Source organism: Acetobacter sp. (genome assembly GCF_047723915.1).
GTDB lineage: Bacteria > Pseudomonadota > Alphaproteobacteria > Acetobacterales > Acetobacteraceae > Acetobacter.
Genome location: NZ_JBDOBQ010000008.1, coordinates 25,642 through 49,387 on the forward strand (window position 1 = coordinate 25,642; position 23,746 = coordinate 49,387).

Annotated in this window: 20 protein-coding genes; 12 read left to right on the plus strand and 8 right to left on the minus strand. The window is 64.7% G+C overall.

Going from position 1 to position 23,746, the window contains the following annotated elements:
- The first annotated feature begins 5 nt into the window (after positions 1 to 5).
- From dapB to ABF990_RS06505, 5 genes are all read left to right on the plus strand, one after another.
- Positions 6 to 791, plus strand: a complete 786-nt coding sequence (gene dapB / locus ABF990_RS06485; RefSeq protein WP_415490700.1) for a 4-hydroxy-tetrahydrodipicolinate reductase — start codon at positions 6 to 8, stop codon at positions 789 to 791.
- A 192-nt stretch (positions 792 to 983) separates the two neighbouring features.
- A complete protein-coding gene (gene metK / locus ABF990_RS06490; protein WP_415490699.1) occupies positions 984 to 2,171 on the plus strand; it encodes a methionine adenosyltransferase in 1,188 nt (395 codons plus the stop codon).
- Between the two features lie 42 nt (positions 2,172 to 2,213).
- The gene (gene trmB / locus ABF990_RS06495) at positions 2,214 to 2,939 is read left to right on the plus strand and encodes a tRNA (guanine(46)-N(7))-methyltransferase TrmB (protein ID WP_415490728.1); all 726 of its coding nucleotides are present in this window, start codon (positions 2,214 to 2,216) and stop codon (positions 2,937 to 2,939) included.
- Positions 2,940 to 3,037: 98 nt separating this feature from the next.
- Positions 3,038 to 4,615: a bifunctional phosphoribosylaminoimidazolecarboxamide formyltransferase/IMP cyclohydrolase gene (purH, locus tag ABF990_RS06500; RefSeq protein ID WP_415490698.1), complete on the plus strand. Its 1,578-nt coding sequence runs from the start codon at positions 3,038 to 3,040 to the stop codon at positions 4,613 to 4,615.
- Positions 4,616 to 4,751: 136 nt separating this feature from the next.
- Positions 4,752 to 5,522, plus strand: a complete 771-nt coding sequence (locus ABF990_RS06505) for an OB-fold nucleic acid binding domain-containing protein (RefSeq protein ID WP_415490697.1) — start codon at positions 4,752 to 4,754, stop codon at positions 5,520 to 5,522.
- 164 nt (positions 5,523 to 5,686) lie between these two features.
- On the opposite strand, the gene glyS is transcribed toward ABF990_RS06505, so the two are convergent.
- Complete coding sequence (glyS, locus tag ABF990_RS06510; RefSeq protein WP_415490696.1) at positions 5,687 to 7,747, minus strand: glycine--tRNA ligase subunit beta; 2,061 nt, start codon at positions 7,745 to 7,747, stop codon at positions 5,687 to 5,689.
- 4 nt (positions 7,748 to 7,751) lie between these two features.
- Entirely contained in the window at positions 7,752 to 8,636 is an 885-nt protein-coding gene (locus ABF990_RS06515) for a glycine--tRNA ligase subunit alpha (protein WP_415490695.1), read from the minus strand.
- Positions 8,637 to 8,906: 270 nt separating this feature from the next.
- Here ABF990_RS06515 and ABF990_RS06520 point away from each other — a divergent pair, with 270 nt between their 5' ends.
- Positions 8,907 to 9,656, plus strand: a complete 750-nt coding sequence (locus ABF990_RS06520) for a DUF2076 domain-containing protein (protein WP_415490694.1) — start codon at positions 8,907 to 8,909, stop codon at positions 9,654 to 9,656.
- A 231-nt stretch (positions 9,657 to 9,887) separates the two neighbouring features.
- Here the strand turns inward: ABF990_RS06520 and ABF990_RS06525 are convergent, their stop codons facing one another.
- The 4 genes from ABF990_RS06525 to ABF990_RS06540 form a co-directional block, all read right to left on the minus strand.
- A complete protein-coding gene (locus tag ABF990_RS06525) occupies positions 9,888 to 10,406 on the minus strand; it encodes a helix-turn-helix domain-containing protein (protein ID WP_415490693.1) in 519 nt (172 codons plus the stop codon).
- Between the two features lie 168 nt (positions 10,407 to 10,574).
- Complete coding sequence (gene lnt, locus ABF990_RS06530; protein WP_415500362.1) at positions 10,575 to 12,185, minus strand: apolipoprotein N-acyltransferase; 1,611 nt, start codon at positions 12,183 to 12,185, stop codon at positions 10,575 to 10,577.
- 242 nt (positions 12,186 to 12,427) lie between these two features.
- On the minus strand, positions 12,428 to 13,276 hold the full coding sequence (locus tag ABF990_RS06535; protein ID WP_415490692.1) for a GNAT family N-acetyltransferase: 849 nt from the start codon (positions 13,274 to 13,276) through the stop codon (positions 12,428 to 12,430).
- Positions 13,273 to 13,710: a Fur family transcriptional regulator gene (locus ABF990_RS06540; RefSeq protein WP_415490691.1), complete on the minus strand. Its 438-nt coding sequence runs from the start codon at positions 13,708 to 13,710 to the stop codon at positions 13,273 to 13,275. Before ABF990_RS06540 ends, ABF990_RS06535 begins: the two co-directional genes overlap by 4 nt.
- Before the next feature lie 293 nt (positions 13,711 to 14,003).
- Between ABF990_RS06540 and ABF990_RS06545 the strand changes: the two genes are divergently transcribed.
- Positions 14,004 to 14,294 (plus strand): sulfurtransferase TusA family protein, encoded by a 291-nt coding sequence (locus ABF990_RS06545; protein ID WP_415500363.1) that lies wholly within the window; start codon positions 14,004 to 14,006, stop codon positions 14,292 to 14,294.
- 141 nt (positions 14,295 to 14,435) lie between these two features.
- Here ABF990_RS06545 and rho read toward each other — a convergent pair whose 3' ends face one another.
- Entirely contained in the window at positions 14,436 to 15,734 is a 1,299-nt protein-coding gene (gene rho, locus ABF990_RS06550) for a transcription termination factor Rho (RefSeq protein WP_415490690.1), read from the minus strand.
- Between the two features lie 259 nt (positions 15,735 to 15,993).
- The gene (locus ABF990_RS06555; protein ID WP_415490725.1) at positions 15,994 to 17,118 is read right to left on the minus strand and encodes a magnesium transporter CorA family protein; all 1,125 of its coding nucleotides are present in this window, start codon (positions 17,116 to 17,118) and stop codon (positions 15,994 to 15,996) included.
- 371 nt (positions 17,119 to 17,489) lie between these two features.
- Here ABF990_RS06555 and trpB point away from each other — a divergent pair, with 371 nt between their 5' ends.
- From trpB to ABF990_RS06580, 5 genes are all read left to right on the plus strand, one after another.
- Complete coding sequence (gene trpB, locus ABF990_RS06560) at positions 17,490 to 18,734, plus strand: tryptophan synthase subunit beta (RefSeq protein WP_415500358.1); 1,245 nt, start codon at positions 17,490 to 17,492, stop codon at positions 18,732 to 18,734.
- Complete coding sequence (gene trpA, locus ABF990_RS06565; protein ID WP_415500359.1) at positions 18,731 to 19,564, plus strand: tryptophan synthase subunit alpha; 834 nt, start codon at positions 18,731 to 18,733, stop codon at positions 19,562 to 19,564. Before trpB ends, trpA begins: the two co-directional genes overlap by 4 nt.
- A 19-nt stretch (positions 19,565 to 19,583) precedes the next feature.
- Positions 19,584 to 20,867: a TIGR03862 family flavoprotein gene (locus ABF990_RS06570; protein ID WP_415490687.1), complete on the plus strand. Its 1,284-nt coding sequence runs from the start codon at positions 19,584 to 19,586 to the stop codon at positions 20,865 to 20,867.
- Positions 20,864 to 22,399, plus strand: a complete 1,536-nt coding sequence (locus ABF990_RS06575; RefSeq protein WP_415490686.1) for a helicase HerA domain-containing protein — start codon at positions 20,864 to 20,866, stop codon at positions 22,397 to 22,399. Before ABF990_RS06570 ends, ABF990_RS06575 begins: the two co-directional genes overlap by 4 nt.
- 98 nt (positions 22,400 to 22,497) lie before the next feature.
- Positions 22,498 to 23,682 (plus strand): ATP phosphoribosyltransferase regulatory subunit, encoded by a 1,185-nt coding sequence (locus ABF990_RS06580; protein WP_415490685.1) that lies wholly within the window; start codon positions 22,498 to 22,500, stop codon positions 23,680 to 23,682.
- Positions 23,683 to 23,746 lie beyond the last annotated feature (64 nt).

Here is a 23,746-nt window from a genome sequence, read left to right on the forward strand (position 1 = left end):
GCCCGATGCGCATTGGCATAGCTGGTATTACGGGCCGGGTCGGGCGACTGCTGGTGCAGGAAGTGCTCGCGGCAGGGGCTGTCCTGTCCGGGGGCACCACCCGCGACCCCGAACAGGCCCGCGACCTTGCCCTTCCTGACGGGGCGGTGCTGTTGACGGATATGGTCGGGCTTGCCCGCATCAGCGATGTGGTGATCGACTTCACCCATGCCGATACGGTCGTGTCCCATGCCGGAGCGCTGGTTGAAGGTGGGGCTGCCTGGGTGCTGGGAACCACCGGCCTGTCCGGGGCGCAGCTTGCTGCCGTGCAGGCGGCCGTGCGCAGGATCGCCGTGGTGCATGCAGCCAATTTTTCGCCCGGCGTTACGCTGGTGCAGCGTCTGGCCACCCTGATGGGCCGCACTCTGCCAGCCGAATCCTACGATGCTGAAATTGTCGAAATGCACCACCGCCAGAAGGTCGACGCCCCTTCCGGCACGGCGCTGGCGATCGGTGAGGCCGTGGCCCGCGGGCGGGAGGTGGCGCTGGCGGATGTGCGCGAAAGCGGGCGCGACGGTCATACGGGTCCGCGCAAGACCGGCGCCATTGGTTTTGCGGCCCTGCGCGGAGGCCAGATCGTGGGTGAGCATGAACTGCTGTTCACCTCGGCGGACGAGCAGATTACCCTGTCGCACAGGGCTTTCGACCGCCGTATTTTCGCAACCGGGGCTGTCAGGGCAGCCCTGTGGCTGAAAAATCGCGATTCGGATTTGTATAATATGGAAGATGTTCTGGGTCTTCCCCCGCTTTAGCGTGTTTTTGGCGGCTGATTTACGCATTATGTGCGTGCTGCGGGGCTGAAAACCGCAGATCAGCCCGTTGTGGCGCTGTTCAGCCCTTGACCATTGGCCGCTATACCGCCATACGCGGACCATCCCCTTTGTGCTTCAAGGGGGTGGTCACCTGTTTCCTTTTTCACTCTGCGTGGGGCGAACGGCACCATTATGCGTAAAGACGGCGATTTTCTGTTTACTTCGGAATCCGTTTCCGAAGGCCATCCCGACAAGGTAGCTGACCGGATTAGCGATACCGTTCTGGACGCTTATCTGGCTGCGGACCCGGAAGCCCGCGTGGCATGTGAAACGCTGGTGACAACCAATCGCATCGTCCTGGCGGGTGAAGTGCGCGGTCCCGCCAGTGTCACGTCCGAGCAGCTGATCGAAGCAGCGCGTGAAGCGGTCAAGGATATCGGCTACGATCAGGCCGGTTTCTCATGGCGCCACGCAGATGCGGCGAACTACCTGCATGCCCAGTCGGCGGATATCGCCGTGGGTGTGGACAGCACCGACGACAAGGACGAAGGCGCTGGCGACCAGGGGATCATGTTCGGCTATGCCTCGAACGAGACCGACACCCTCATGCCTGCGCCGCTGTATTACGCGCACCGCATCCTGCACCAGATCCGCGACCTGCGCCGTGCGGGTGACCCGCGCGTGGCGGGCCTTCAGCCCGACGCCAAAAGCCAGGTCACGCTGCGTTATGTGAACGGTCGCCCCGTGGGCGCGACCTCGGTGGTCATTTCCACCCAGCACGATGAAGGTGTGAAGCAGGACGTCCTGCGCGAAGGCCTGCTGGCCATCACGCGTGACGTGCTGCCCGAAGGCTGGATGCCGCCCGAGAGCGAGTTCTACGCCAACCCGACCGGCGTGTTCGTGATCGGTGGCCCCGATGGCGACTGCGGCCTGACCGGGCGCAAGATCATTGTGGATACCTACGGCGGTGCGGCCCCCCATGGCGGTGGCGCATTCTCCGGCAAGGACCCCACCAAGGTCGACCGTTCGGCAGCCTATGCCTGCCGTTACCTGGCCAAGAACGTCGTGGCGGCTGGTCTGGCCGATCGCTGCACGATCCAGCTGTCCTACGCCATCGGCGTGTCGCATCCGCTGTCCGTCTATGTCGACCTGGATGAAACCGGCAAGGATGTGGATGAAGCCCGTCTGGGTGAAGTGCTGCGCCAGGTCATGGATCTGACACCGCGCGGTATCCGCAGGCATCTGCGTCTGAACCGGCCGATCTATGCCGTGACATCCGCGTATGGTCACTTTGGCCGCACGCCTGATGACGCGCTGGATACCTTCACCTGGGAACGTACGGACCTGGTTGACGCCCTGCGTGGCGCGCTGAACGGCTAAGAAGGCGCGTTGTCCATGCCGGAGGTCAAAGATCAGGCTGCCATGGCGCGTGCCATAGCCAGCCAGCCTGATACGGCGGATGTCAAACCCCCGCCCGAGCGGCTGTATGGCCGCCAGCGCGGTCATCCGCTCAGGCCCCGGCAGGAACGCCTGCTGGAAGAAACGCTGCCCCGGCTGCGTTTTCCGCTTGAACAGGCGGCCGACCCGGCTGCCGTGTTCGGGCACAGGCCGGAGCAGATCTGGCTTGAAGTCGGGTTTGGCGGGGGCGAGCATGTTCTCGCCCAGACCCGCGCCCACCCCGATGTGGGCTATATCGCCTCCGAAGTTTTCCATAACGGCCTGTGTTCCCTGCTGACGCACCTTGTGCCCATGGAGCAGGAAGCCACGGCCCCGCTGCCCGAAATGCTGCGCCTGTGGGACGATGACGCCCGTCTGGTCCTGCGCGCCCTGCCTCAAGCCAGTCTGGACCGGCTGTTCCTGATGTTCCCCGACCCGTGGCCCAAGGCCCGCCATGCCAAGCGGCGCTTCGTGCATCCGCAGAACGTGGCCCTGGTAGCGCATGCGCTCAAACCGGGTGCTGTGTGGCGCGTGGCGAGCGATGACCCAACCTATCAGGCCTGGGTGAACGACGTCATGGCCGAGCAGACCAGTTTCGACGCCCCGCCGCCGGTGATGCAGCGCCCCGAAGGCTGGTTCCCCACCCGTTACGAGGCCAAGGCCATAGCCGCCGGACGCCAGCCGCTTTACTGGACATTCACCCGCCGCTAGGGGGTGCCCGGATTTTCAGTTCTTTCTGGCTGGTTCCTTCCGCGCGGGATGATGGTGCCAGCCGCATTCTCGTTTCCGCCGTGTGAGAGGTCCCAACCATGAGCCAGACGACGCTGCCCGTTCGCCGCGCCCTTGTTTCCGTTTCCGATAAAACCGGCCTGCTCGATCTGGCCCGCGCTCTTGCGGCGCAGGGGGCGGAAATCCTCTCGACCGGTGGTTCGGCCAAGACCCTGCGCGACGCCGGAGTGCCGGTGATGGACGTGTCGGATTATACCGGCTTCCCCGAAATTCTGGATGGTCGCGTCAAGACGCTGGTGCCCAAGATCCATGGTGGTATTCTGGGGCGGCGTGACCTGCCCGCCCATCTGGCCCAGATGGAAGAGCACGGCATCGGCCCGATCGATCTGGTGGCGGTGAATTTATACCCGTTCGAGAAAACCGTGGCCTCCGGTGCGGATGCCGAAACCTGCATCGAGAACATCGATATCGGCGGTCCGGCCCTGATCCGGGCAGCGGCCAAGAACCACGCCCATGTGGTGGTGCTGACTGACCCTGCGCAGTACGAGGGCCTGATTGACGCGCTGGGCGATGGCGGCACCACGCTGGACGCACGCCGGGCCTATGCGGGGGCAGCCTATGCCCGCACGGCCGCCTATGACGCAGCCATTGCGGCGTGGTTTTCGGCCCAGGCCGGGCAGCCTCTGGCCGAGCGGTTCATTCTGGCGGGCCAGCGTGCCGAAGTCCTGCGTTATGGCGAAAACCCGCACCAGCACGCCGCGTTCTACCGCGATGGCAGCCCCCGTCCTGGCGTTGCCTCCGCCGTGCAGGTGCAGGGCAAGTCCCTGTCCTACAACAACATCAACGATACCGACGCCGCGTTCGAAGCCGTTGCCGAATTCGACAGCCCGGCCGTGGTTATCGTCAAGCATGCCAACCCGTGTGGCGTAGCCGTAGCCCCCAGCCTGTCCGCCGCGTGGGACGAGGCCCTGAAATGCGACCCTGTGTCCGCCTTTGGTGGCATTGTGGCGCTGAACCGCACGCTCGACGCCGCCACGGCCGAGAAAATCGCCACCATCTTTACCGAGGTGATTGTCGCCCCCGATGCCCAGGACGACGCAAAGGCCCTGCTGGCGCGCAAGAAGAACCTGCGCCTGCTGCTGACCGGTGGTCTGCCCGACCCGGCGGCGGACGGCATTGTCGTGCGCTCGGTCGCGGGCGGTTTTCTGGCCCAGACGCGCGATAATGGCCGCGTTCTGCCGACAGACCTCAAGGTCGTGACAAAGCGCGCACCCTCCGCGCAGGAAATGCAGGATCTTGTGTTCGCGTTCCGGGTTGCCAAGCATGTGAAGTCCAACGCCATTGTCTATGCCAAGGGCGGGGCGACGGTTGGCATCGGTGCGGGGCAGATGAGCCGGGTCGATTCAGCGCGTATCGCCGCCAGCAAGAGCGGGGAAGCCGCAAAGGCCGCCGGGCAGGAAGCCCCGCTGACCCAGGGTTCCGTCGCGGCGTCCGATGCTTTCTTCCCCTTTGCCGATGGGCTTGAAACCATTGTGGCCGCAGGTGCCACCGCCGTTATCCAGCCCGGCGGGTCCATCCGTGATGATGAGGTTATTGCCGCGGCCGATGCGGCGGGTATTGCCATGGTGTTTACTGGTATGCGCCATTTCCGGCACTGACACGCTGCCCACGCTCTTGCGGTAAATGCTTTTCGTGGCGAAGAATAACGGGCGAATCCCGCTCTCATGTCTGGTACATGGGGTGCGGGGCCTGTTTCTGGCCCATCGGGGCTGCGATTTTATAGTCGGTTGAATAATGCGCCATCTGTCTTTTTTCTGTGCGGCACCCCTGGTTGCAGCACTGGCTTTTTCTGCTGCTGTCGCGGCCCCCGCCCGCAAGGTGGTGTCCCCCCAGATCGAGACGGCCCAGCCAGCCCATACGGCTCCGCAGCATAGCACGCAGGGCGTCTATGACCTGTCGCCCCTGCCGGTGTTTACCGGCCGGATCGAACAGTTCCTGCCTTCCACCCATGGCGGGATCATCGGTTTTATCCTGACCGACGGCACGCAGGTTTTTGTTTCTGTGGCTGAAGGGCACAGTTTTGCCGGGCTTATCAAGCCGGGTGACACGGTGCAGATCAGCGGGCTCAAGGGTGTCGGGCTGCCGATCATCCGGGCTTTCGAGGTTACAAGCCCGCGCGGCCGCAGCGTGCAGGACAATTTCATCAGCATGCCGGTGCATTCCACGGAAATGATTGCAGGCCCCGATCTGGTCCAGCATGGCGAGGTGTGGATGCCGCTGTACAGCGTGGGCGGCAAGCTGACGGGCGCTGTGCTCAAGGACCATGCCGTCATTTACCTGTCTCCGGCGGAGGCGGCCCGTGTGGCCAGCCTGCTCCAGCCCGGCCAGATGCTCTATGCCGTGGGTACGGGCAGCAGTGGCGAACTGGGTACGGCGATCGATGCGCGTGAAATCGGCCCGTCCGCGGACAAGCTTGTTTCCGTGACCGTGGGCGAGGTGCCTCCACCCGGCCCTCCTGCGGGCAGTGCTGGCTACGACGTCATTCCCGGCGCGGGGGATCATTAGGCCGGTCGCGTAGCGGCGCTGGCCAGGAGCACTCCTGCCGCTGCGCCGCGTTGTCGGGCTGCCGCGGCAGGGACGATACCGGCAGGCGCGAGACCGGCAGAATTAAAAAAAGGGCGGCCACCGTATCGGGGCCGCCCTTTTTTTGTTCTGTCAGCTTTGGCCCGTCAGCCTTCGATCTGGCTGAAATCGGCGATCAGTCGCATCATCCGCACCAGGCGGGAGAGCAGCTTCAGCCTGTTCAGCCGCAGCGCCGGTTCAGGCGCGTTGACGGTCACCTGCTCGAAAAAACTGTCCAGTGCCGGGCGCAGGCTCGCGGCCTCGCGCATGGCGTCTGTAAAGCGTTCTTCGGCAAAGGCGGCTTCCACCGGTGTTTCCACCCGCTCCAGAGCCGTGAACAGGTCGTGCTCTTCAGGCTGCTGGAACAGGGCCGGGTCGGGCGAGCCTTCGTGCGGGCCGTCCTTTTTGTCTTCTATGCGCAGGATATTGGCTGCGCGGCGGGTGGCTGCCAGCAGGTTGGTGCCGTCTTCGGTCTCCAGCATGGCTTGCAGCGCCTGTGCGCGGGCCAGCAGGCGTACGATGTCGGTATCGGTATTGCCGACCGAAATCGCGGCCAGGCAGTCATGCCGCGCCCCTTCGGACCGAAGCTGCACGCGCAGGCGCTCGGCCATGAACTGCGGCAGCAGGGCCAGGTCCGGTGCGTCGCGCAGTTCGGGCGGCAGGGCCTCGGCCGCGAGCGTGAACAGCCTGACCAGATCGAGCCGCAGGCCGTTCTCGCGGATCAGGCGGATAATGCCAAGGGCCGCGCGGCGCAGGCCGAACGGGTCACCCGAACCCGAGGGTTTTTCCCCGGCGGCAAAAAACGCGCACAGCATGTCCAGCCGGTCGGCCAGCCCCACCACGACCGAAACAGGGGCGGTGGGTACGGCATCTCCCGGGCCGCGCGGCGTATACTGTTCGCGCACGGCAAGGGCCACGGATGCGGCTTCCCCGTCATGGGTTGCATAATACCCGCCCATGACCCCCTGCAGTTCGGGGAATTCCCCCACCATGCCGGTTGTCAGGTCTATCTTGCTCAGCAGGGCGGCGCGTTCGCATTCGGCCACGGGTGCTCCCACCATCGGGGCCAGCAGGCCCGCCAGGCGCGTCATGCGACGTGTGCGCTCACCCAGCGAGCCGAGCTTTGCATGAAAGGTCACGGCATCCAGCAGTCCCAGGCGGGACTCCAGGCTCTGCCTGCGGTCCAGATCCCAGAAATGGCGGGCATCGGCAAAGCGGGCGCGCAGCACGCGCTCGTTCCCGGTCACGATCAGGGTGCCGTCATCCGTGGGGGCGATATTGGCGACAAAGGCAAAGCGGGGTGCTGCTGAGCCGTCGCTGCCGCGCAGGGCGAAGTAGCGCTGGTTGACCCGCATGGACACCTGCATGACCTCGGGCGGCAGGTCCATGAACACGCTGTCGATCCGGCCCAGAAAAGGCACGGGCCATTCCACCAGCCCGGCTACTTCGTCCACCAGCCCCGTATCGGGAACGACGGACAGACCTTCGGACGTGGCAAGGGCGTTCAGCCCTTCCGTAATGCTCTGGCGGCGTTCGGTGGCATCGACCATGACATGGCGGGCCCGCAGTGTTTCTGCCCAGTTGGCCACGCTGTTCACGCTGACCGCACCGGGGCTGAGAAAACGGTGGCCTTCCGTCAGCGCGTCGGCCTGAAGGCCATGGCCGTTATCATCCCCATGGGCGAGCGAGAAAGGCACGACGGCCCCATCCAGCAGGCACAGGATACGGCGCAGCGGACGCACCCATGTAAAGGCGCTGCCCACGCCCCAGCGCATGGATTTGGGCCACGGAAAGCGGCGCAGCAGGTCAGGCAGGGTGGCGGCTATGTGGGCTTGCGCGCCCAAAGCGGGTTCGTCCCGCTCCAGCAGCCAGAAACCGTTGCTGAGCACCAGTGCCTCGCGCGTGACACCATGCTTGCGCATGAAGCCTTCCAGCGCTTTTTCAGGCGCGCCCTCACGCGGGCCGCGTTCGGAAATTGTGCGGCCGGGCACTTCGTCCATGACCGTAAGGGAGGCCGCAATCCGGCGTGGGCCTGTATAGGCCACGGCGTTGGTGGGGTTCAGCGGGGCCAGGGCCTCATCCAGCAGGCGGAGCAGGGTTTCTCCCCCCTGCTGCTGCATGCGGGCGGGAATTTCTTCGCAGAACAGTTCAATCAGCAATTCGGGCATGGTGTTATTGGTCCTCGCCGGCCAGCCAGGTTTCGCAGCACAGTTTCGCCAGTGTGCGCACACGCCCGATATAGGCCGCGCGCTCGCTGACGCTGATGACACCGCGGGCGTCGAGCAGGTTGAACAGGTGGCTGGCTTTCAGGCACTGGTCATAGGCGGGCTGGGCCACGCCGGCTTCGGCCAGGGCAACGCTTTCTTTCTCCGCGTCCTTGAAATGCTGGAGTAGGATGGCGGTGTCGCTGAGTTCGAAATTATGGCGCGAATAGTCTTTTTCGGCGCGCAGGAACACGTCCCCGTAGGTCAGGCCCGCGCCGTTGAAGTCCAGGTCGTAGACGTTCTCCACACCCTGCACATACATGGCCAGACGTTCCAGCCCGTATGTCAGTTCCGTGGAGGGCATGCTGACGGGAATACCACCCACCTGCTGGAAATAGGTGAACTGGGTCACTTCCATGCCGTCGCACCAGACCTCCCACCCCAGGCCCCAGGCCCCGATGGTGGGGTTTTCCCAGTCATCTTCCACAAAGCGGATATCGTGGCGTTCGGGGTCGATGCCGATCGCACGGTAGCTGTCGAGCAGCAGTTTCTGGCTTTCTTCCGGCGTGGGTTTGAGCAGCACCTGATACTGGTAGTAATGCTGCAGGCGGTTCGGGTTTTCGCCGTAGCGCCCGTCCGACGGGCGACGGCAGGGCTGCACGTATGCGGCCCGCCATGGCCGGTTGCCCAGGGCGCGCAGGGTCGTATGCGGTGACAGCGTGCCCGCGCCGATTTCCTGATCGTAGGGCTGGAGGATGGCGCAACCCTGTTTCGACCAGAACTGGTGCAGGGTCAGGATCAGGTCCTGGAAGGAAAGAGGTCGCTCTGTCGGGCGGGGAGACGCCGGGTCCATGATCGGGATGAAACTCCGCAAATGAGACTGATATCGGATGCGTGGCTTGCACGCGGCGGCACACCATACGCTCCCGCGCCCCGAACAGGAAGAGAGAGGGCAGGTATTACGCGGTGTCGGCCGGCGTGTCTGGCATACGGCCGGGGTGCGATGGGGTGCTGGCCCTGCGCAGGCCCTTGTAACGGGCTTGTGTGCTTGCCACATCTTGGTCAAGGTAAGGTGCTACGGACGACGCAGCACAGCAGCCCGTCGCGGGCAGGAAGGGATGGTATGACCAACGAGGAACGCGATCTTATCGAGAAATTCTTTGCCCGCGTGGGTGGTTCGCCCCAGGGTTTTGGCAGCGTGCCCGGCACCCAGCCTGCCCTGTCGCCCATCGACCCGCAGGCTGACCAGTTGATTGCGCAGGGCTTCCAGAAATACCCCGAAGCCCGTTACCGTATCACCCAGATGGCGGTCGTGCAGGAAGCGGCACTGGTTCAGGCGCAGAATCGCATTCAGCAGCTTCAGTTCCAGCTTCAGCAGGCGCAGCAGGCCCTGCAGACGGCCCAGCAGCAGGGCGGGGGGCAGAAGTCGGGCGGTTTCTTTGGCGGGCTGTTCGGGGGTGGCCAGCAGCAGGCAGCGCCGCAGGCGGCTCCGCCTCCGGGGTGGGGCGGTGCGCCCGGTCCCGGGTACCAGCAGCCGGCAGCCCAGCCCATGCCGTATGGCATGCGCCCTTCCATGTTCCAGGGCGGGTCGGGTTTTCTGGGGGGCGCGCTCAGCACCGCCACGGGTGTCGCGGGCGGTATGCTGGCGGCCAATGCGCTGACAAGCCTTTTCAGCGGCTCGCATGAAAGTGCCGGCGGCTTTGGTGGCGGCCAGGGGGGTGAGACCATCATCAACAACAACTATGGCGACACGGCCTCCGCCGATCCGTTCGGCGGGGCGGGAAGTGCCGCCGACCAGGATTTCAGTGTCGGGGGGGACTCCGGTGGTGATTTTGGCGGTGACTGGGGCGGTGGCGACGATCAGAGCTTCTGACGCGCCAGACCGGCCGGACATATGACGGCAAAAAGGGGGTGGCAGGTCTTGCCACCCCCTTTTTTGTTACAGGGTTTTGAAAGTGTAACAGATCCGGGTTTTTTGAGCGCCTGTATAATTTGATTATGACATTACGCCGTAAAAACGTCCTGAAGACTGCTGACAAAGGCCGGTGCGGCAAAGGCCCGGTTCCAGAACCCGGAGCGGTATGGTGTGGGGCAGAGAGGTGCCTTACTGGCTGGTCTTGTCCGCATCATCCGCCGACATCGACAGGACAAGCTCGAGCACTTTCTGGCGCAGGGCTGGTTGGCGGATACGGTAATAGGCCCTGACCAGTTCGAGCGTTTCCTTCTTGCTCATAAGCGCCTGGTCCTCGTTCGTTACCGAGGGGCGTTGCGGCGTGGTGGGGAAGGGTTTGCGTGTGTCCGCGAAACCGTCGAAAACCGGCGATGAAACAGCGCTTTCAGCCTGGGGTTGCAGGGGCAGCATGTCATCGAAAAAAAAGCTGATCGGCACATCGAGCACGGTGGCGATGTCGTACAGCCGGGACGCGCCGACACGGTTTGCGCCACGCTCGTATTTCTGGATCTGCTGGAAGGTCACCCCCAGGGCTTCTCCCAGTTTTTCCTGGGACAGCCCAAGCAGGGTCCTGCGCAGACGGATGCGCTTGCCGACATGGGCGTCAATCACGCTGGCATGGGACGAACCGATCGTGACGTTGCCAGCGAGGTGGTTTTCTGAGGGTGTCACGCTAAAGCTTTCCCCGACACGATAAGAAGAAGAGAGCGACACAAGTCATCAAGCGAAGAATTATAGGTCACGCGACGGATCATGCGCTAGTAGCTTCTGCCGGACGCAAGATGAACGATTGTTTATATAACGGGTTGCTCATGGGCGCCAGTTCTCGCCCCATCGCTGTTAAGCGGTCTTTCGCCGTAGCGCCCCGAGCCAGTATGGCAGCCCGCCAAGCAGTGCGGCAAACAGGCTGAGCGCTAACGGAATGCCCTGTCCATAACGGCCGAACAGGGAGGGGGCAAGAGGTGCCGGCAAGGGAACGGCCAGAACCGCGCTGCGCCCCCACCCGGCCCATGCCAGCCTGTGGCCTCTGCCATCGTAAGCTGCGGAAATGCCTGTATTGGCCGCCCGCGCCACGGGCAGGCCTTCCTCTACCGCGCGCAGCCTTACCGAAGCCAGATGCTGGCGCGGTCCGGCGCTGTTCCCGAACCAGCCGTCATTCGTCACATTGGCCAGCCAGCGTGGCCGGTCGTCGCGTCTGACGACTTCGCCCGAGAAAATGACCTCGTAGCAGATTAGCGGCCCTACGGCGGGTATATCCGCCAGGTGTAGCGTCTGGGGGCCGGGTCCCGGCGCCATGCCGCCCTGGGGTACGATCTGCAGGGGAATGAACGGCGGCTGGTATTCACCGAACGGGACAAGCCTTGCCTTGTCATAAACCGCCTCCACCGCGCCGTCAGGGGCGAGGGCGAGGATGGAGTTGCGGTAACGGTCCTGCTGATCGACCCGCAGGGCGCCGATCAGCCCGGCATCGGCCGGGTTGGCCCATTGCATGATGATCTGACGCGCGCGCGGGCTGTCCTGGAGCAGCGTATAGCCGGGGAAAGAGGTCTCGGGCCATAGAAAGACGATGGGCCTGTAACGCCCGGTCGAGCCATCCGGCCCGCCTGCCTGTCGTTCGGGAGGTTGGCTGGTTGCCTGCGTGTTCTGGATCTGCTGCGCCTCGCGCACGCCCTGTGCCGTCAGGCGCAGGTAACGTTCGAAGATTTCACGCGGGTTTTGGCGGCCCATTTTTTCGGTTTCGGGCACATTGCCCTGCACGATCACGGCAATCGGACCGGGCTCTCCCTGCGGGGTGGCGGTGTAGAACCGTGCCGTGCCCGCCCCGATCCAGATCAGGCAGAAGAGCGCGCCTCCGCTCAGTACTGCCAGGCGTTGCGGGCTGGAATAGTGCCGAGTTGATACGTCAGGCCACCACCGGTCCACAAGCACGGTCCCGCACAGGCCTGCCAGCAGCACCACGGCAAGGGTCATTCCGTCCTCCCCCACCCAGGCGGCAGGCTGGATCAGGATATCTCCCATGAGGCCGGGAATGGCCAGGCAACTGCCCAGTGCGTTCCATGTAAAGCCGCTGAACAGGAAAGTGCGGCTCATATCGGCCAGTGTCCATGCGGCGGCGAAAAACACCATGCGGCCCAGCCCGGGGCGCACCGCAAGGCTGAGCATGGCGGGGACCGCCACCGTGGGGGCCAGAATGAGCGCGCAGCCCATGGAGGGAAACGGGACAAACCACCAGAACTCGGCCGCACGCACCATGACGGCGTTGACCAGCCAGTATAATCCGGTGGCGTAGAACCCGAAACCGAACAGCGCGCCAGCCCATGCCGCGCGCCGCCAGCTTGTGGCGGTATTGAGGTACCGGCCCAGCAGCCCGAATGTCAGGAGCAGTACAGGCAGCACATGCAGCGGTGGCAGGGCCAGTGCACTTGTGGCTCCCAAAGCCAGCAGGCGCATTGCAAAACGGAGCTTTGGCGGGATGTATCTGTGGGTAAAAGCCTGTACCCGCCGGTAGCGGGACAGGCATTGTATCTGCCACGGTTTCTGGGCAAAGGCCCCTGCGCGGGCCAGACGTGTCTGCCCGGTCATGGACTGGACATCAGCACGGTAATTTGCACCGTAGCCTGCCAGTTCCCGTTGGTGTCCGGGCGGGAGTAGGGTGGTACGCCCCGCCAGGTGGAACCTTGGCGGGAAGGGGTTCAGTCCAGCGCGTCACGCAGCCGACGTTCGTAATGGCGGTAATATTTGTCCGCCAGCAGTTCGCTCTTGACCAGAATGGCGACATCCGTGGTGTTGAACTGCGGATCGATAACGGCCCCGTCCCCCACATAGCCACCCAGCCGCAGGTAGCCCTTGATCAAGGGCGGCAGTCCGGCCAGGCATTTACGCACATTCAGCGCATGGGGGTCCGTGCGCAGCATCTCCACCCTGTGGCCTTCCAGCGCGCGGACGCGCAGGGCCGGCGGGGCCAGATGGTTGTGGTAGAGATAGGTCAGTTCGTCGCCTATGCGGTCGGGGTCGGTGCCGGGCAGGCTGGCGCAGCCGAACAGCAGGTCGATCCGGTGCAGGAAGATATAGGAGGCAATGCCCCGCCATAGCAGTTGCATGGCGGTGCGACCGCGATAGTTCTTGTCCACGCAGGACCGGCCGACTTCAAGCAGCCTGCCGGGAAATTCCTGCAACGGGGTGATATCGTATTCACTGGAGGAATAGAAACGCCCGATCCTGGCCGCGGCCTCGCTCTGCACCAGGCGGTAGGTGCCGACAACGCCGCGCGCGTCCGAGGCAATGGCGTTGTCGATCACCAACAGGTGGTCCGCCACGGCGTCGAATTCATCGATATCGCGTTTCAGCAGCCGGGCTTCCGGGTTGCCGGTCGCCCCCATTTCTTCATAGAAAACGCGGTAACGCAGCGCCTGCGCCGCATCGCGCTCATCATCCGTGGCGGCTATGCGTACGCTCAGGCTGCCGCCCCGCAATTCGGGAAAAATGGTACGGTCAAGGTCCAGGGTCGACAGTCCGCCCCCGCTGGCGCGTGCGGAACTCATGCGATGTCTCCCTTTGTGTGAACCTTGGGTGCTTTCTTGGCCGGAGTCCGGGCCGGGGCCTTGCCAACCGGCTGCTTTTTACGGCCGAACAGTTCCAGACGCATGGAAACAAACTCGAACCCGAGACGGTCCGCCAGTTTCTTCATCAGGTTTTCATGCTCCGGGTCTTCAAACTCGATCACCCTGCCATTGTCGACATCAATCAGGTGGTAGTGGTGTCGACCATGTTCGGTTGCTTCGTATCGGGCGCGCCCGCCGCCGAAATCCCGTCGTTCCAGAATGCCTTTTTCTTCCAGCAACCGTACTGTCCGGTATACCGTGGCAACGGAAATCCGCGAATCAAGGACCAGAGCCCGACGGTAGAGTTCCTCTACGTCCGGATGGTCATCCGCTTCTGACAGGACTCGGGCGATAACACGCCGCTGTCCGGTCATTTTCAGGCCGTGTTCGATACATAACTGCTCAATTCTTGACTCTGCCGCCTGTATCTTCAAGGTCGCAAACCCTGCCTTACGTTGCCATCTTCATGTTCATCGATTAGGTAGCCGAAGTAAGGGGCCTTTGTCCAATCTTACCCGGTGGCGTCCTGATTTCCATGCGGCAAGGCGCTGTCAGGCGCGGCCCGGTTAGCCGGTGCTTGGACTGTTTTGCGGTCTCTGGCCGGTAATGCCAGTTTTCCAGAACGTCCGGTTTATGGAAGGAGAGTTGTCCCATGCGTGATGCCACCATGACACCCCCAGCAGAGCCGCCGGGTGCTGTGTCCGCTGGCGCAACGTCCTGCCCCCCGGTTCTGGATATTACGGGCGAGACATGTCCCATGACCTTTGTGCGGACGCGGCTTGCACTGGACAGGCAGCCCCCCGGCGGAATGCTGGGTGTGCGGCTGAAAGGGGATGAACCTCACCGCAATGTCAGCCGTTCCGTAAGGGCGCTGGGGCATGAGATCGTGGCCGACACCCCTCAGCCTGACGGCAGCGTGATGCTGGTTATCCGCAAAAAAGACGGACCTGCTGCCTGAAAAAATCCGTAAAACCCGTGTGAGCGGCGGCCCCCGGCAGGCCCGCGCGGGCGGCGGTCATACCCGGCCCGAAACACAATGGCCCGCTCCGGCGTAAACCGGAGCGGGCCATGTGTGCATGACAGCCGGGGCCGTGCAGGCTCAGTTGTTCATGGCTTCGAAGAAGTCGTTGTTGGTCTTGCTGTATTTGAGCTTGTCGAGCAGGAAATCCATGGCGTCCATCGTGCCCATGGGGGCCAGAATACGCCGCAGTACCCACATTTTGGACAGTGTGGCGCGGTCCACCAGCAGTTCTTCCTTGCGGGTGCCGCTCTTGGTGATGTCGATGGCGGGGAAGGTGCGCTTGTCCGCAAGCTTGCGGTCCAGCACCAGTTCCGAATTGCCCGTGCCCTTGAACTCTTCGAAAATCACTTCATCCATGCGGCTGCCGGTATCGATCAGGGCGGTGGCGATAATGGTCAGGGAGCCGCCTTCCTCAATGTTTCGGGCCGCGCCGAAGAAGCGCTTGGGGCGCTGCAGGGCGTTGGCGTCCACACCACCGGTCAGTACCTTGCCCGATGACGGCACGACCGTGTTGTAGGCGCGGGCCAGACGGGTGATGCTGTCCAGCAGAATGACCACATCGCGCTTGTGTTCGACCAGGCGCTTGGCTTTTTCCAGCACCATTTCGGTCACCTGCACATGGCGGTGGGCCGGTTCGTCAAAGGTGGAGGCAATGACCTCGCCCCGCACGGAGCGGGCCATGTCGGTCACTTCTTCGGGGCGTTCGTCGATCAGCAGGACGATCAGGAACACTTCGGGGTGGTTGGCGGTAATGGAGGAGGCAATGCTCTGGAGCATGACCGTCTTGCCCGAGCGCGGCGGCGCCACGATCAGGGCGCGCTGGCCCATGCCAATGGGGGACACAAGGTCGATCACGCGCGGGGTAAAGTCTTTCTGCGCGCCTTTCTTGCCTTTTTCCGCCTTGGGTTCGGGGGCTGTCGCCTCGCTTTCCACTTCCATCTGCAGGCGCCGCTCGGGGTAGAGCGGGGTCAGGTTGTCGAAGTTGATGCGGTGGCGCACGGCATCCGGCGGCTCGAAGTTGATCGTGTTGATCTTGAGCATCGAGAAATAGCGTTCGCCGTCGCGCGGGGCGCGGATCTGGCCTTCCACCGTGTCACCCGTGCGCAGGGCGAAGCGCCGCACCTGGGTGGGGGAAATGTAGATGTCGTCCGGGCCGGGCAGGTAGTTGGATTCGGGCGCACGCAGGTAGCCGAACCCGTCATGCATGATCTCAAGCGTGCCTTCGCCGTAGATGGCCTGATCGTTGTCGGCCAGCGCCTTGAGAATGGCGAACATCATGTCCTGCTTGCGCAGGGAGGATGCGTTTTCGATATTCAGGTCTTCAGCGCAGGCCAGAAGGTCGGCGGGCGACTTGGCCTTGAGTTCCGCAAGATGCATAGAGGACTGCCCTGACTGGCAAGAAAGTTCAGATGGGGAAGGTCTGGATCGCGTCATGCCCTGAACATGGCCAAGGGGATCGGCCGATTGCATGCCCACCTGCAAGGCGGGCGTTCAGGGAAAAGACAATCCTGACAGGGGATGAGGAAAGCACTGGGCAGGTGAAGTCAGCCAGCGTCTTGGGGGCGGATCTTAGCCGGACTGTCAGCCCCCGTCAAGATATAAGCGGTCTTGTGCCCGGGTGCAGGGTGGTGGGCGTTCAGCCGATCCCGCCCAGCCAGCCTTTTTTCCAGAACCATAGCAGGGGCAGCACGGTGGTGGCGCCCATAAGCCCCAGCGCGTACCAGTAGCCGAACGACCAGTTCAGTTCGGGGATGTATTTGAAATTCATCCCGTAAATACCGGCTATCAGGGTCGGGGCGACCCCTATGAAACTGACGACCGTCAGCACTTTCATGACGCCGTTCTGCTCGATATTGATAAAGCCCAGCGTGGCGTCCAGCAGGAATTCCACCTTGTCCTGTGCCTGTGACAGATAGGCGTCGAGCGATGACAGGTCGCGGCTGACGGTGGCAATGCGTGCGCGCAGCGCGCCGGGCAGGGTGTAGGCGGCGGCTCCGCTGTCCTCCTGGGTGCTGGGGGGATTGGGTGTAATCCGGCGTGATCCCAGCGACAGCATGCCTCCCCCCGCTCCGGGGGCTGCTGCCGCGGCCTTGCGGCTTTCACCAAGGAAAAGGGCAATCCGTTCCAGGCCCAGCAGTGTATCGCGCATGCGTGAACACAGGCTGCCGGAACTGCCCACACGCTGGAGCAGGTCGCGTTGCCAGGAGGCGATGTTGCGTTTCACACGGGTCTGGGGGCGCTGGCGAAAGATATCGTGCGACAGGGTGTCCAGCAGGTCGCCCACGCTTTCAAGAATATCGGCCAGCCGGTCCACGATGGTCTCGATCAGGGTCACCAGAATTTCGCTGGGGTGGAGTGCCAGGGCATGCGGTGCCGCGACAGGGCCGGTGGCCGGCGTGCTGGCGGGGGGCAGGGCGGGCACGGCCGGTACCTGTTCGGCCACGATCTGGGTCAGGGCCTCGAAAGCGGAATAGGCCTGAAAGCGGATGGTGAACAGCCGGTCTTCGGTCAGGATGAAACCCACCGGCATGGTCTGGAACTCTGTTCCCGTTTTCTTGAGCAGGGGCGAGGACAGGAAGGCTGCCCCCTTGCGCACGCTGATCCGCGATGAACTTTCAATGGCGTTCAGTTCAGCAAGGGTTGGCAGCGGCTGGCCGCAGAGCTGTTCGGCCAGTGCCTGTTCCTGCGGGGTCGGGTCCAGAAGGTCCAGCCATACGCAGCCTTCGGCGTCGTTGGGTGTCTGAACGGCCTGCGCGGGCATTCCGGGCCTGTGGGCCAGAAACATGCGAGTCTCCCTTTGTTGTTCTGTCGCGGCCGGGTGCGTCGTGGCTTTCCGGTGGCGGCGCAGCGGGGGGCCGCCACCCGCTTTGTGGGGCAGGCCGCCTGCGCGCACGGCCTTTTTCCCCGTCTTTGTGCGCCGCGACTATGAAACAGGTTTTTGTATCCTGACAAGATTGCGGTGCGGGACGGTGCAATTCGGGATTGCTTCTGGTAAGGCGGTTCCAAAGAAAATGGACGCGTCACAGTGCCGGGAGCCCCCGCCATAGCGACCCGAACAGGGCATGATGTCCTGCGGGTCGCTGCGGCGGGGGCGGGTAGACGGGCTGAAACGAAGGAGCGGTAGGACTGGTCATGGCGAACCCGACTGAACATGCGGCACCCCAAAGGGGGGGGAATTCCCTGCAAAGCCAACCGGACGGAAAAGGCCATTTCGGTGGCGTGCATGGGGGACGTTTCGTGGCTGAAACCCTCATGCCCCTGGTTCTGGAACTGGAAGCCGCCTATGCCAAGGCCAAGGCCGATCCGGAGTTCCGGAAAGAACTGGCCTATTACCTGAAAGACTACGTGGGGCGTCCGAGTCCGCTCTGGTTCGCCCGCCGCATGACCGAAAAGCTGGGTGGGGCCAAAATCTACCTCAAGCGCGAGGAACTGAACCACACCGGTTCGCACAAGCTCAACAACGTCATGGGCCAGATCCTGCTGGCCCGCCGCATGGGCCGCACGCGTATCGTGGCCGAAACCGGGGCCGGCCAGCACGGGGTGGCAACCGCCACGGTCTGCGCCCTGTTCGGCATGAAATGCGTGATCTACATGGGGGCCACCGACGTCGAGCGGCAGAAACCCAACGTGTTCCGCATGCGCCTGCTGGGGGCGGAGGTCGTGTCCGTCACGTCCGGCGCGGGCACGCTCAAGGACGCCATGAACGACGCCATGCGGGACTGGGTGGCGAACGTGGCCGACACCTACATGCTGATCGGCACCGTGGCGGGGCCGCACCCGTATCCGGCCATGGTGCGCGATTTCCAGAGCGTGATCGGTGAGGAAACAAAAGTGCAGATGCACGCAGCCGAAGGCCGCCTGCCCGACGTGGTGGTGGCCGCCATTGGCGGCGGATCCAACGCAATGGGCATTTTCTACCCCTTCCTGGACGATGCGTCCGTCCGGCTGATCGGGGTGGAGGCGGCAGGCCACGGGCTGGACAGCGGCAAGACGGCGGCCTCCATCGAACGGGGGCGGCCGGGCGTGCTGCACGGCAACCGCACCTATCTGCTCCAGAACGCCGATGGCCAGATCGAGGAAGCCCACTCGATCAGTGCCGGGCTGGACTACCCCGGCGTGGGTCCCGAACATTCCTGGCTGCATGATATCGGCCGGGCGGAATATGTTGGCGCGACGGATGACGAAGCGCTGGAGGCCTTCCGCTTCTGCACCGAAATGGAGGGTATCATTCCCGCCCTCGAATCCGCCCATGCCGTGGCCCATGTCATCAGGATCGCTCCAACCCTGCCCAAGGACACGCTGATCGCCGTCAGCCTGTCAGGGCGGGGGGACAAGGACATCTTTACCGTAGCCGAACATCTGGGGGTCACGCTGTGAGCCGTATCGCCGCCCGTTTCAAAGCGCTTGCGGCTGAAGGTCGCGGCGCGCTCATTCCCTATCTCGAAGCCTATGACCCCGACCTGCAGACCTCGCTCGCGCTGCTCAGGGCCATGCCTGCCGCCGGGGCGGACCTGATCGAGGTCGGCATGCCGTTCTCCGACCCATCGGCCGATGGTCCGGTCATTCAGGCCGCCGCCATCCGTGGGCTCAAGGCCGGGGCGACGCTGGTTGGCGTGCTGGACATGGTGGCCGCCTTCCGCGAGGGCGATTCAACCACGCCGGTTATCCTGATGGGGTATGTGAACCCGGTGGAATCCTATGGCTACGAACGCTTCTGTACCGCCGCCGCCGCCGCCGGGGTGGACGGGCTGATTCTGGTCGACCTCCCGCCCGAGGAAGCCGACGTGCTCGAAGGACCGGCCAGCCGGGCCGGGCTCGATATCATCCGTCTTGTGGCGCCCACCACCACGCCCGAACGGCTGGGCTATGTGCTCTCGCATGCGTCGGGTTTTGTCTATTACGTCAGCATTACCGGCATTACCGGCACGCGTTCGGCCAGTGCGCAGGACCTGCGCGCGGCCATGCCCCGCCTGCGTGCCGCGACAGACCTGCCCGTGGCCATAGGCTTTGGCGTGCGCACCCCCGAACAGGCGGCCGAGGCCGCCACCATAGGGGACGCGGCCGTGGTGGCGTCCGCCCTGCTGGCGACACTGGCCGAAACGCTGGACGACCAGGGCCGGGCAAGCGCACAGACCCTTCCGCGCGTGCTGGGCCAGATCGAAGACCTGGCCAGAGCCGTGCGCGGCACAACCCGGACTCCGGTATGACACGCCTGCCCATGCCGGCATGACGGGGCCTGCGCGGATCTGTATTGTCGGCGCGGGGCCCGCGGGCCTTGCCGCCGCCGAATATCTGGCCCGGTCGGGCTGCGCGGTCCAGGTGCTGGACGCCATGCCCAGCTTCGGGCGCAAGCTGCTCATGGCCGGGCGGGGTGGGCTGAACATCACCCATTCCGAATCCTGGCCGCTGTTCGTGGAACGCTTCGGCCCTGCCAGCGCATGGTTGCGGCCCGCGCTGGAAGCATGGAGCGCGCAGGATATCCGCGACTGGATGACAGGGCTGGGACAGGCCAGTTTTGTCGGTTCGTCGGGCAGGGTTTTTCCCACGGCCATGAAGGCGTCGCCCCTGCTGCGGGCCTGGCTTGCCCGCCTGCGCGACCTGGGGGTGGTGTTCACGCCCCGTGCCCGCTGGACCGGCTGGAACGAGCAGGGGCAGCCGGTTTTTACCCATGAACCCCAGACGGGAGAGTCGTCGGGCGACAGTGAGCAGGGGGGAGAACCCGGCACGTTCTGCGTGCAGGCCGATGCTCTTGTGCTGGCGCTGGGCGGGGCAAGCTGGCCCCGGCTGGGCAGTACCGGCGGCTGGGTGGACGTACTTATGCGGCGCGGTGTGGCGGTCGCACCGCTCCAGCCCGCGAACTGCGGCTTTCGTGCAAGCTGGTCCGATGTGTTTGCCCGGCGTTTTGCCGGCACGCCGCTCAAGCCTGTAGCGCTGTCGTTCGACGGCGTGCGCGTGCGTGGCGAAGTCGTGGTGACGCAGGCCGGGCTGGAGGGTGGAGCCCTGTACGCCCTGTCCGCCGCGTTGCGTCAGCGTGTGGCGGAACAGGGGCGCGCGGTCGTGCTGTGCGATTTGCGCCCCGATATGACCCAGGCCGAAATTGCCCACCGGCTGGCGCAGGTGCGCGGGCGCGAGAGCATGGCCAACCGCCTGCGCAAGGCGCTGCGCCTGCCCCCCGTGGCGGTAGGGCTGCTGCGCGAGGCCGGGCCTGTGCCTGTGGAGTTGGCGGCGCTGGCCGCACGGATCAAGGCTTTGCCTGTTGTGCTGGACGGTCCGCAACCGCTCGACCGGGCGATTTCGACCGCGGGTGGCATTATGCAGCAGGCCTGCACGGACCAGTTCATGCTGCGTGCCATGCCCGGTGTGTTCATAGCGGGTGAAATGCTGGATTGGGAGGCCCCGACAGGCGGTTACCTGCTGCATGCCTGTCTGGCCACCGGGCGGGCCGCGGGCCGTGGTGCGCTGGACTGGTTGCAAGGGCAGGGTGTCAGGCGGTATCCCCCTCAGCCATGAACAGCATGATTACGATGGGTGCGGTACCGGGTGGCGGCCCGGCGCAGATGGACCTTGGCGAACTTCTGGCAACGCGGCTTCTGGTGCAGGGCAATTCGGGCTCTGGCAAATCGCATCTGCTGCGGCGCCTGCTGGAACAGACCGCTCGCGTGGTGCAGCAGGCCATTATCGACCCCGAGGGCGATTTTGTCAGTCTGGCGGAAAAATTCGGCCATCTGGTGATAGACGCGGCTGATCATTCCGAGGCGGCCATGCATGCGGCGGGTGAGCGTATGCGCGTTCATCGCGCCTCTGTCGTGCTGAACCTCGAAGGGCTGGATGCGGATCAGCAGATGCGCTGGGCGGCGGCGTTTCTGGGCGGCATGTTCGAAGTCCCGCGCGAACACTGGTACCCGGTGCTGGTGGTGGTGGATGAAGCCCAGCTTTTTGCTCCCGCCGTGGCGGGTGAGGTCTCGGACGAGGCGCGCCGGGCCTCGCTGGGGGCCATGACAAACCTGATGTGTCGTGGCCGTAAACGTGGGCTTGCGGGCATTATCGCGACCCAGCGCCTTGCCAAGCTGGCCAAGAACGTGGCGGCGGAAGCCTCCAACTTCCTGATGGGCCGCACCTTTCTGGATATCGACATGGCCCGCGCGGCCGACCTGCTGGGCATGGAGCGCAGGCAGGCGGAAGCGTTCCGCGATCTGGCGCGCGGCACGTTTGTGGCGCTCGGGCCAGCCTTGTGCCGCAGGCCCACCACCATCAGGATCGGGGCGGTGGAAACCAGCAGCCGGTCCGCAGGCCCTGTGCTGGCCCCGTTCGAGCCGCCTTCCGCCCCGGTGCATGAACTGATTCTGGCTCCCGTGCCCGTGCAGGACCTGCCCCCCCGCCCGCGCAGGCCCGCCCAGCCCACCATGCCGGACCTGTTGAGCCAGCTTGCAGCCCATGGGGAAGCCCAGGCCAGCGGCGCGCTGAACGGGCAGGCGGGGGACGGGCAGGGCCAGCCCGATGGCGGCCCCGACGACAGGCCGGAGCAGGATGAGGAGGCCTCACCCCAGTCCCGCGCGGAGCGTGAGGCCCAGATGACCGCCATCCTGCGCGACATGCTGGCCGACGAGGACCAGGGTTTTCGCCCCGCCCCGGTCCTGTACCAGGACTTTCTGGTGCGCTGCCGCATTGCCGCTCTGGGCCGCAACGCGCTGGACATGCGCCGTTTCAACCGCCTGCTGGCCACGGCCCGCAGCGGTGTTGGCGAGGATACGGCAGGCTCGCCCGACTGGCAGCAGGCCGAATCCCTGGCCACCACCCTGCCGGAGGACATTCAGGCCGTGTTCCTGTTCCTGGCCCGCGCGGCCATAGAAAAGCAGGCCTGCCCGTCCGATGCACGGATCGCCCAGGTTTACGGCACCGTGTCCAAGGGGCGTGCGCGCCGCCTGCTGGGCTGGCTGGAAGACCGTAACCTGATCGTCCTGCGTGCCGACGGCGTGGGCCGCAGGGTGCTGACCTTTATCGGTTCGGGCTGGGAAACACTGCCCGGTGCTGCGGAGGGCTGAGCGGGTGCCCCCGGTGTTTTGGCGTATCCCCCGGGTGGGCAGGACCCCGTGCAGGGTGCCGCATTGGGGTTTTGCGCAAAAAGTGCTGTTTTGCGGGCATGACGGGCCGGGCAGGGGATGCTATAGGCCGTGGCATGACGGATGACCCGCCCTTGAGCCCGGCTTTGCTGCCCGCCGGCTTTGTTGACCTGCTGACACCCGACGCCCGTACGGAAGCCCAGGGCGTTGCGACGTTGATGGATGTCTTTGCCTCCCACGGGTACGACCGCGTGCGTCCCCCGCTCATGGAGTTCGAGGAAACGTATCTGGCCGGTGCCGGTGCGTCCCTTGCGGAACAGAGCTTCCGGGTCATGGACCCCGATACACGGCGCATGATGGTGCTGCGGCCCGATATTACGCCCCAGATCGCCCGTATGGCCGCGACTCGTGCAGGCGGCATGCTGCGGCCGCTGCGCGTGTCCTATGCGGGCACCTGCGTGGTTGTGGCCCCTGTCGCCGCCGAGGAAAGCGGGCGCCAGGTCATGCAGACGGGGATTGAGCTGATCGGCCCGGATTCGCCCCAGGCCGATGCCGAAATTCTTGCCGTCGGGGCCGAGGCGCTGGAACGGCTGGGTGTGGATGGTGTGTCCTTCGACCTGACCATGCCCCCTTTCATTCCCGCCCTGCTGGAAGAAGCCGGCGTGCCCGTGGCCTCCCGCCCGGCGCTGCTGCGGGCGCTCGACCGCAAGGACGCTGTGGCCGTGGCCGAACACGGTGGCGCGCTGGCCGCGACCCTGACGGCGTTGCTGGACTCCAGCGGCGCGGCAGACCATGCCGTGGCCCGGCTGAGCGGGCTGGACCTGCCGCCGCGCGCACGCGCCATTCTGGACCGGCTGGTGGCGACGGTCGCCGCCGTGCGGGAAATCTGCCCCGACCTGCGCCTGACCGTGGACCCGGTGGAGTTCAGGGGCTGGAAATACCATACCGGCGTATGTGTCACGGTGTTTGCCACCGGCCGTTCGGAAGAACTGGGCCGGGGTGGGCGTTACCTGTGCAACGATAACGAACCCGCCTGCGGGCTGACTTTCCGCCCCGACGTGCTGTTCCGCCTGATCCCCGCCGCCCCGCCGCGCGCGCGCGTCTACCTTGCCCTGGGTGCCGACCGCACGGAGGCAGCCCGCCTGCGGGCGGAAGGCTTTGCCACGATCGGCGGTTTTTCAGCCGGTGTTCAGGCCACGGAAGACGCCAGACGCATGGGGTGCGATTTCGTGTTGTCCGGCCTTGTGTGTACCGCCGTTTCCTAGCATTCCGGCACACGGTGCCGCCTCTTCCTTGTGACCAGCAGACAGAGTTTTCAGGAGCAGACCC

Excerpts from the sequence above, each read along its gene's own strand:
- dapB (WP_415490700.1), top strand. The coding sequence starts at position 6 with ATGCGCATTGGCATAGCTGGTATTACGGGCCGGGTCGGGCGACTGCTG.
- metK (WP_415490699.1), top strand. The coding sequence starts at position 984 with ATGCGTAAAGACGGCGATTTTCTGTTTACTTCGGAATCCGTTTCCGAA.
- trmB (WP_415490728.1), top strand. The coding sequence starts at position 2,214 with ATGGCGCGTGCCATAGCCAGCCAGCCTGATACGGCGGATGTCAAACCC.
- purH (WP_415490698.1), top strand. The coding sequence starts at position 3,038 with ATGAGCCAGACGACGCTGCCCGTTCGCCGCGCCCTTGTTTCCGTTTCC.
- ABF990_RS06505 (WP_415490697.1), top strand. The coding sequence starts at position 4,752 with ATGCGCCATCTGTCTTTTTTCTGTGCGGCACCCCTGGTTGCAGCACTG.
- glyS (WP_415490696.1), bottom strand. The coding sequence starts at position 7,747 with ATGCCCGAATTGCTGATTGAACTGTTCTGCGAAGAAATTCCCGCCCGC.
- ABF990_RS06515 (WP_415490695.1), bottom strand. The coding sequence starts at position 8,636 with ATGGACCCGGCGTCTCCCCGCCCGACAGAGCGACCTCTTTCCTTCCAG.
- ABF990_RS06520 (WP_415490694.1), top strand. The coding sequence starts at position 8,907 with ATGACCAACGAGGAACGCGATCTTATCGAGAAATTCTTTGCCCGCGTG.
- lnt (WP_415500362.1), bottom strand. The coding sequence starts at position 12,185 with ATGCGCCTGCTGGCTTTGGGAGCCACAAGTGCACTGGCCCTGCCACCG.
- ABF990_RS06535 (WP_415490692.1), bottom strand. The coding sequence starts at position 13,276 with ATGAGTTCCGCACGCGCCAGCGGGGGCGGACTGTCGACCCTGGACCTT.
- ABF990_RS06540 (WP_415490691.1), bottom strand. The coding sequence starts at position 13,710 with ATGACCGGACAGCGGCGTGTTATCGCCCGAGTCCTGTCAGAAGCGGAT.
- ABF990_RS06545 (WP_415500363.1), top strand. The coding sequence starts at position 14,004 with ATGACACCCCCAGCAGAGCCGCCGGGTGCTGTGTCCGCTGGCGCAACG.
- rho (WP_415490690.1), bottom strand. The coding sequence starts at position 15,734 with ATGCATCTTGCGGAACTCAAGGCCAAGTCGCCCGCCGACCTTCTGGCC.
- ABF990_RS06555 (WP_415490725.1), bottom strand. The coding sequence starts at position 17,118 with ATGCCCGCGCAGGCCGTTCAGACACCCAACGACGCCGAAGGCTGCGTA.
- trpB (WP_415500358.1), top strand. The coding sequence starts at position 17,490 with ATGGCGAACCCGACTGAACATGCGGCACCCCAAAGGGGGGGGAATTCC.
- ABF990_RS06570 (WP_415490687.1), top strand. The coding sequence starts at position 19,584 with ATGACGGGGCCTGCGCGGATCTGTATTGTCGGCGCGGGGCCCGCGGGC.
- ABF990_RS06575 (WP_415490686.1), top strand. The coding sequence starts at position 20,864 with ATGAACAGCATGATTACGATGGGTGCGGTACCGGGTGGCGGCCCGGCG.
- ABF990_RS06580 (WP_415490685.1), top strand. The coding sequence starts at position 22,498 with ATGACGGGCCGGGCAGGGGATGCTATAGGCCGTGGCATGACGGATGAC.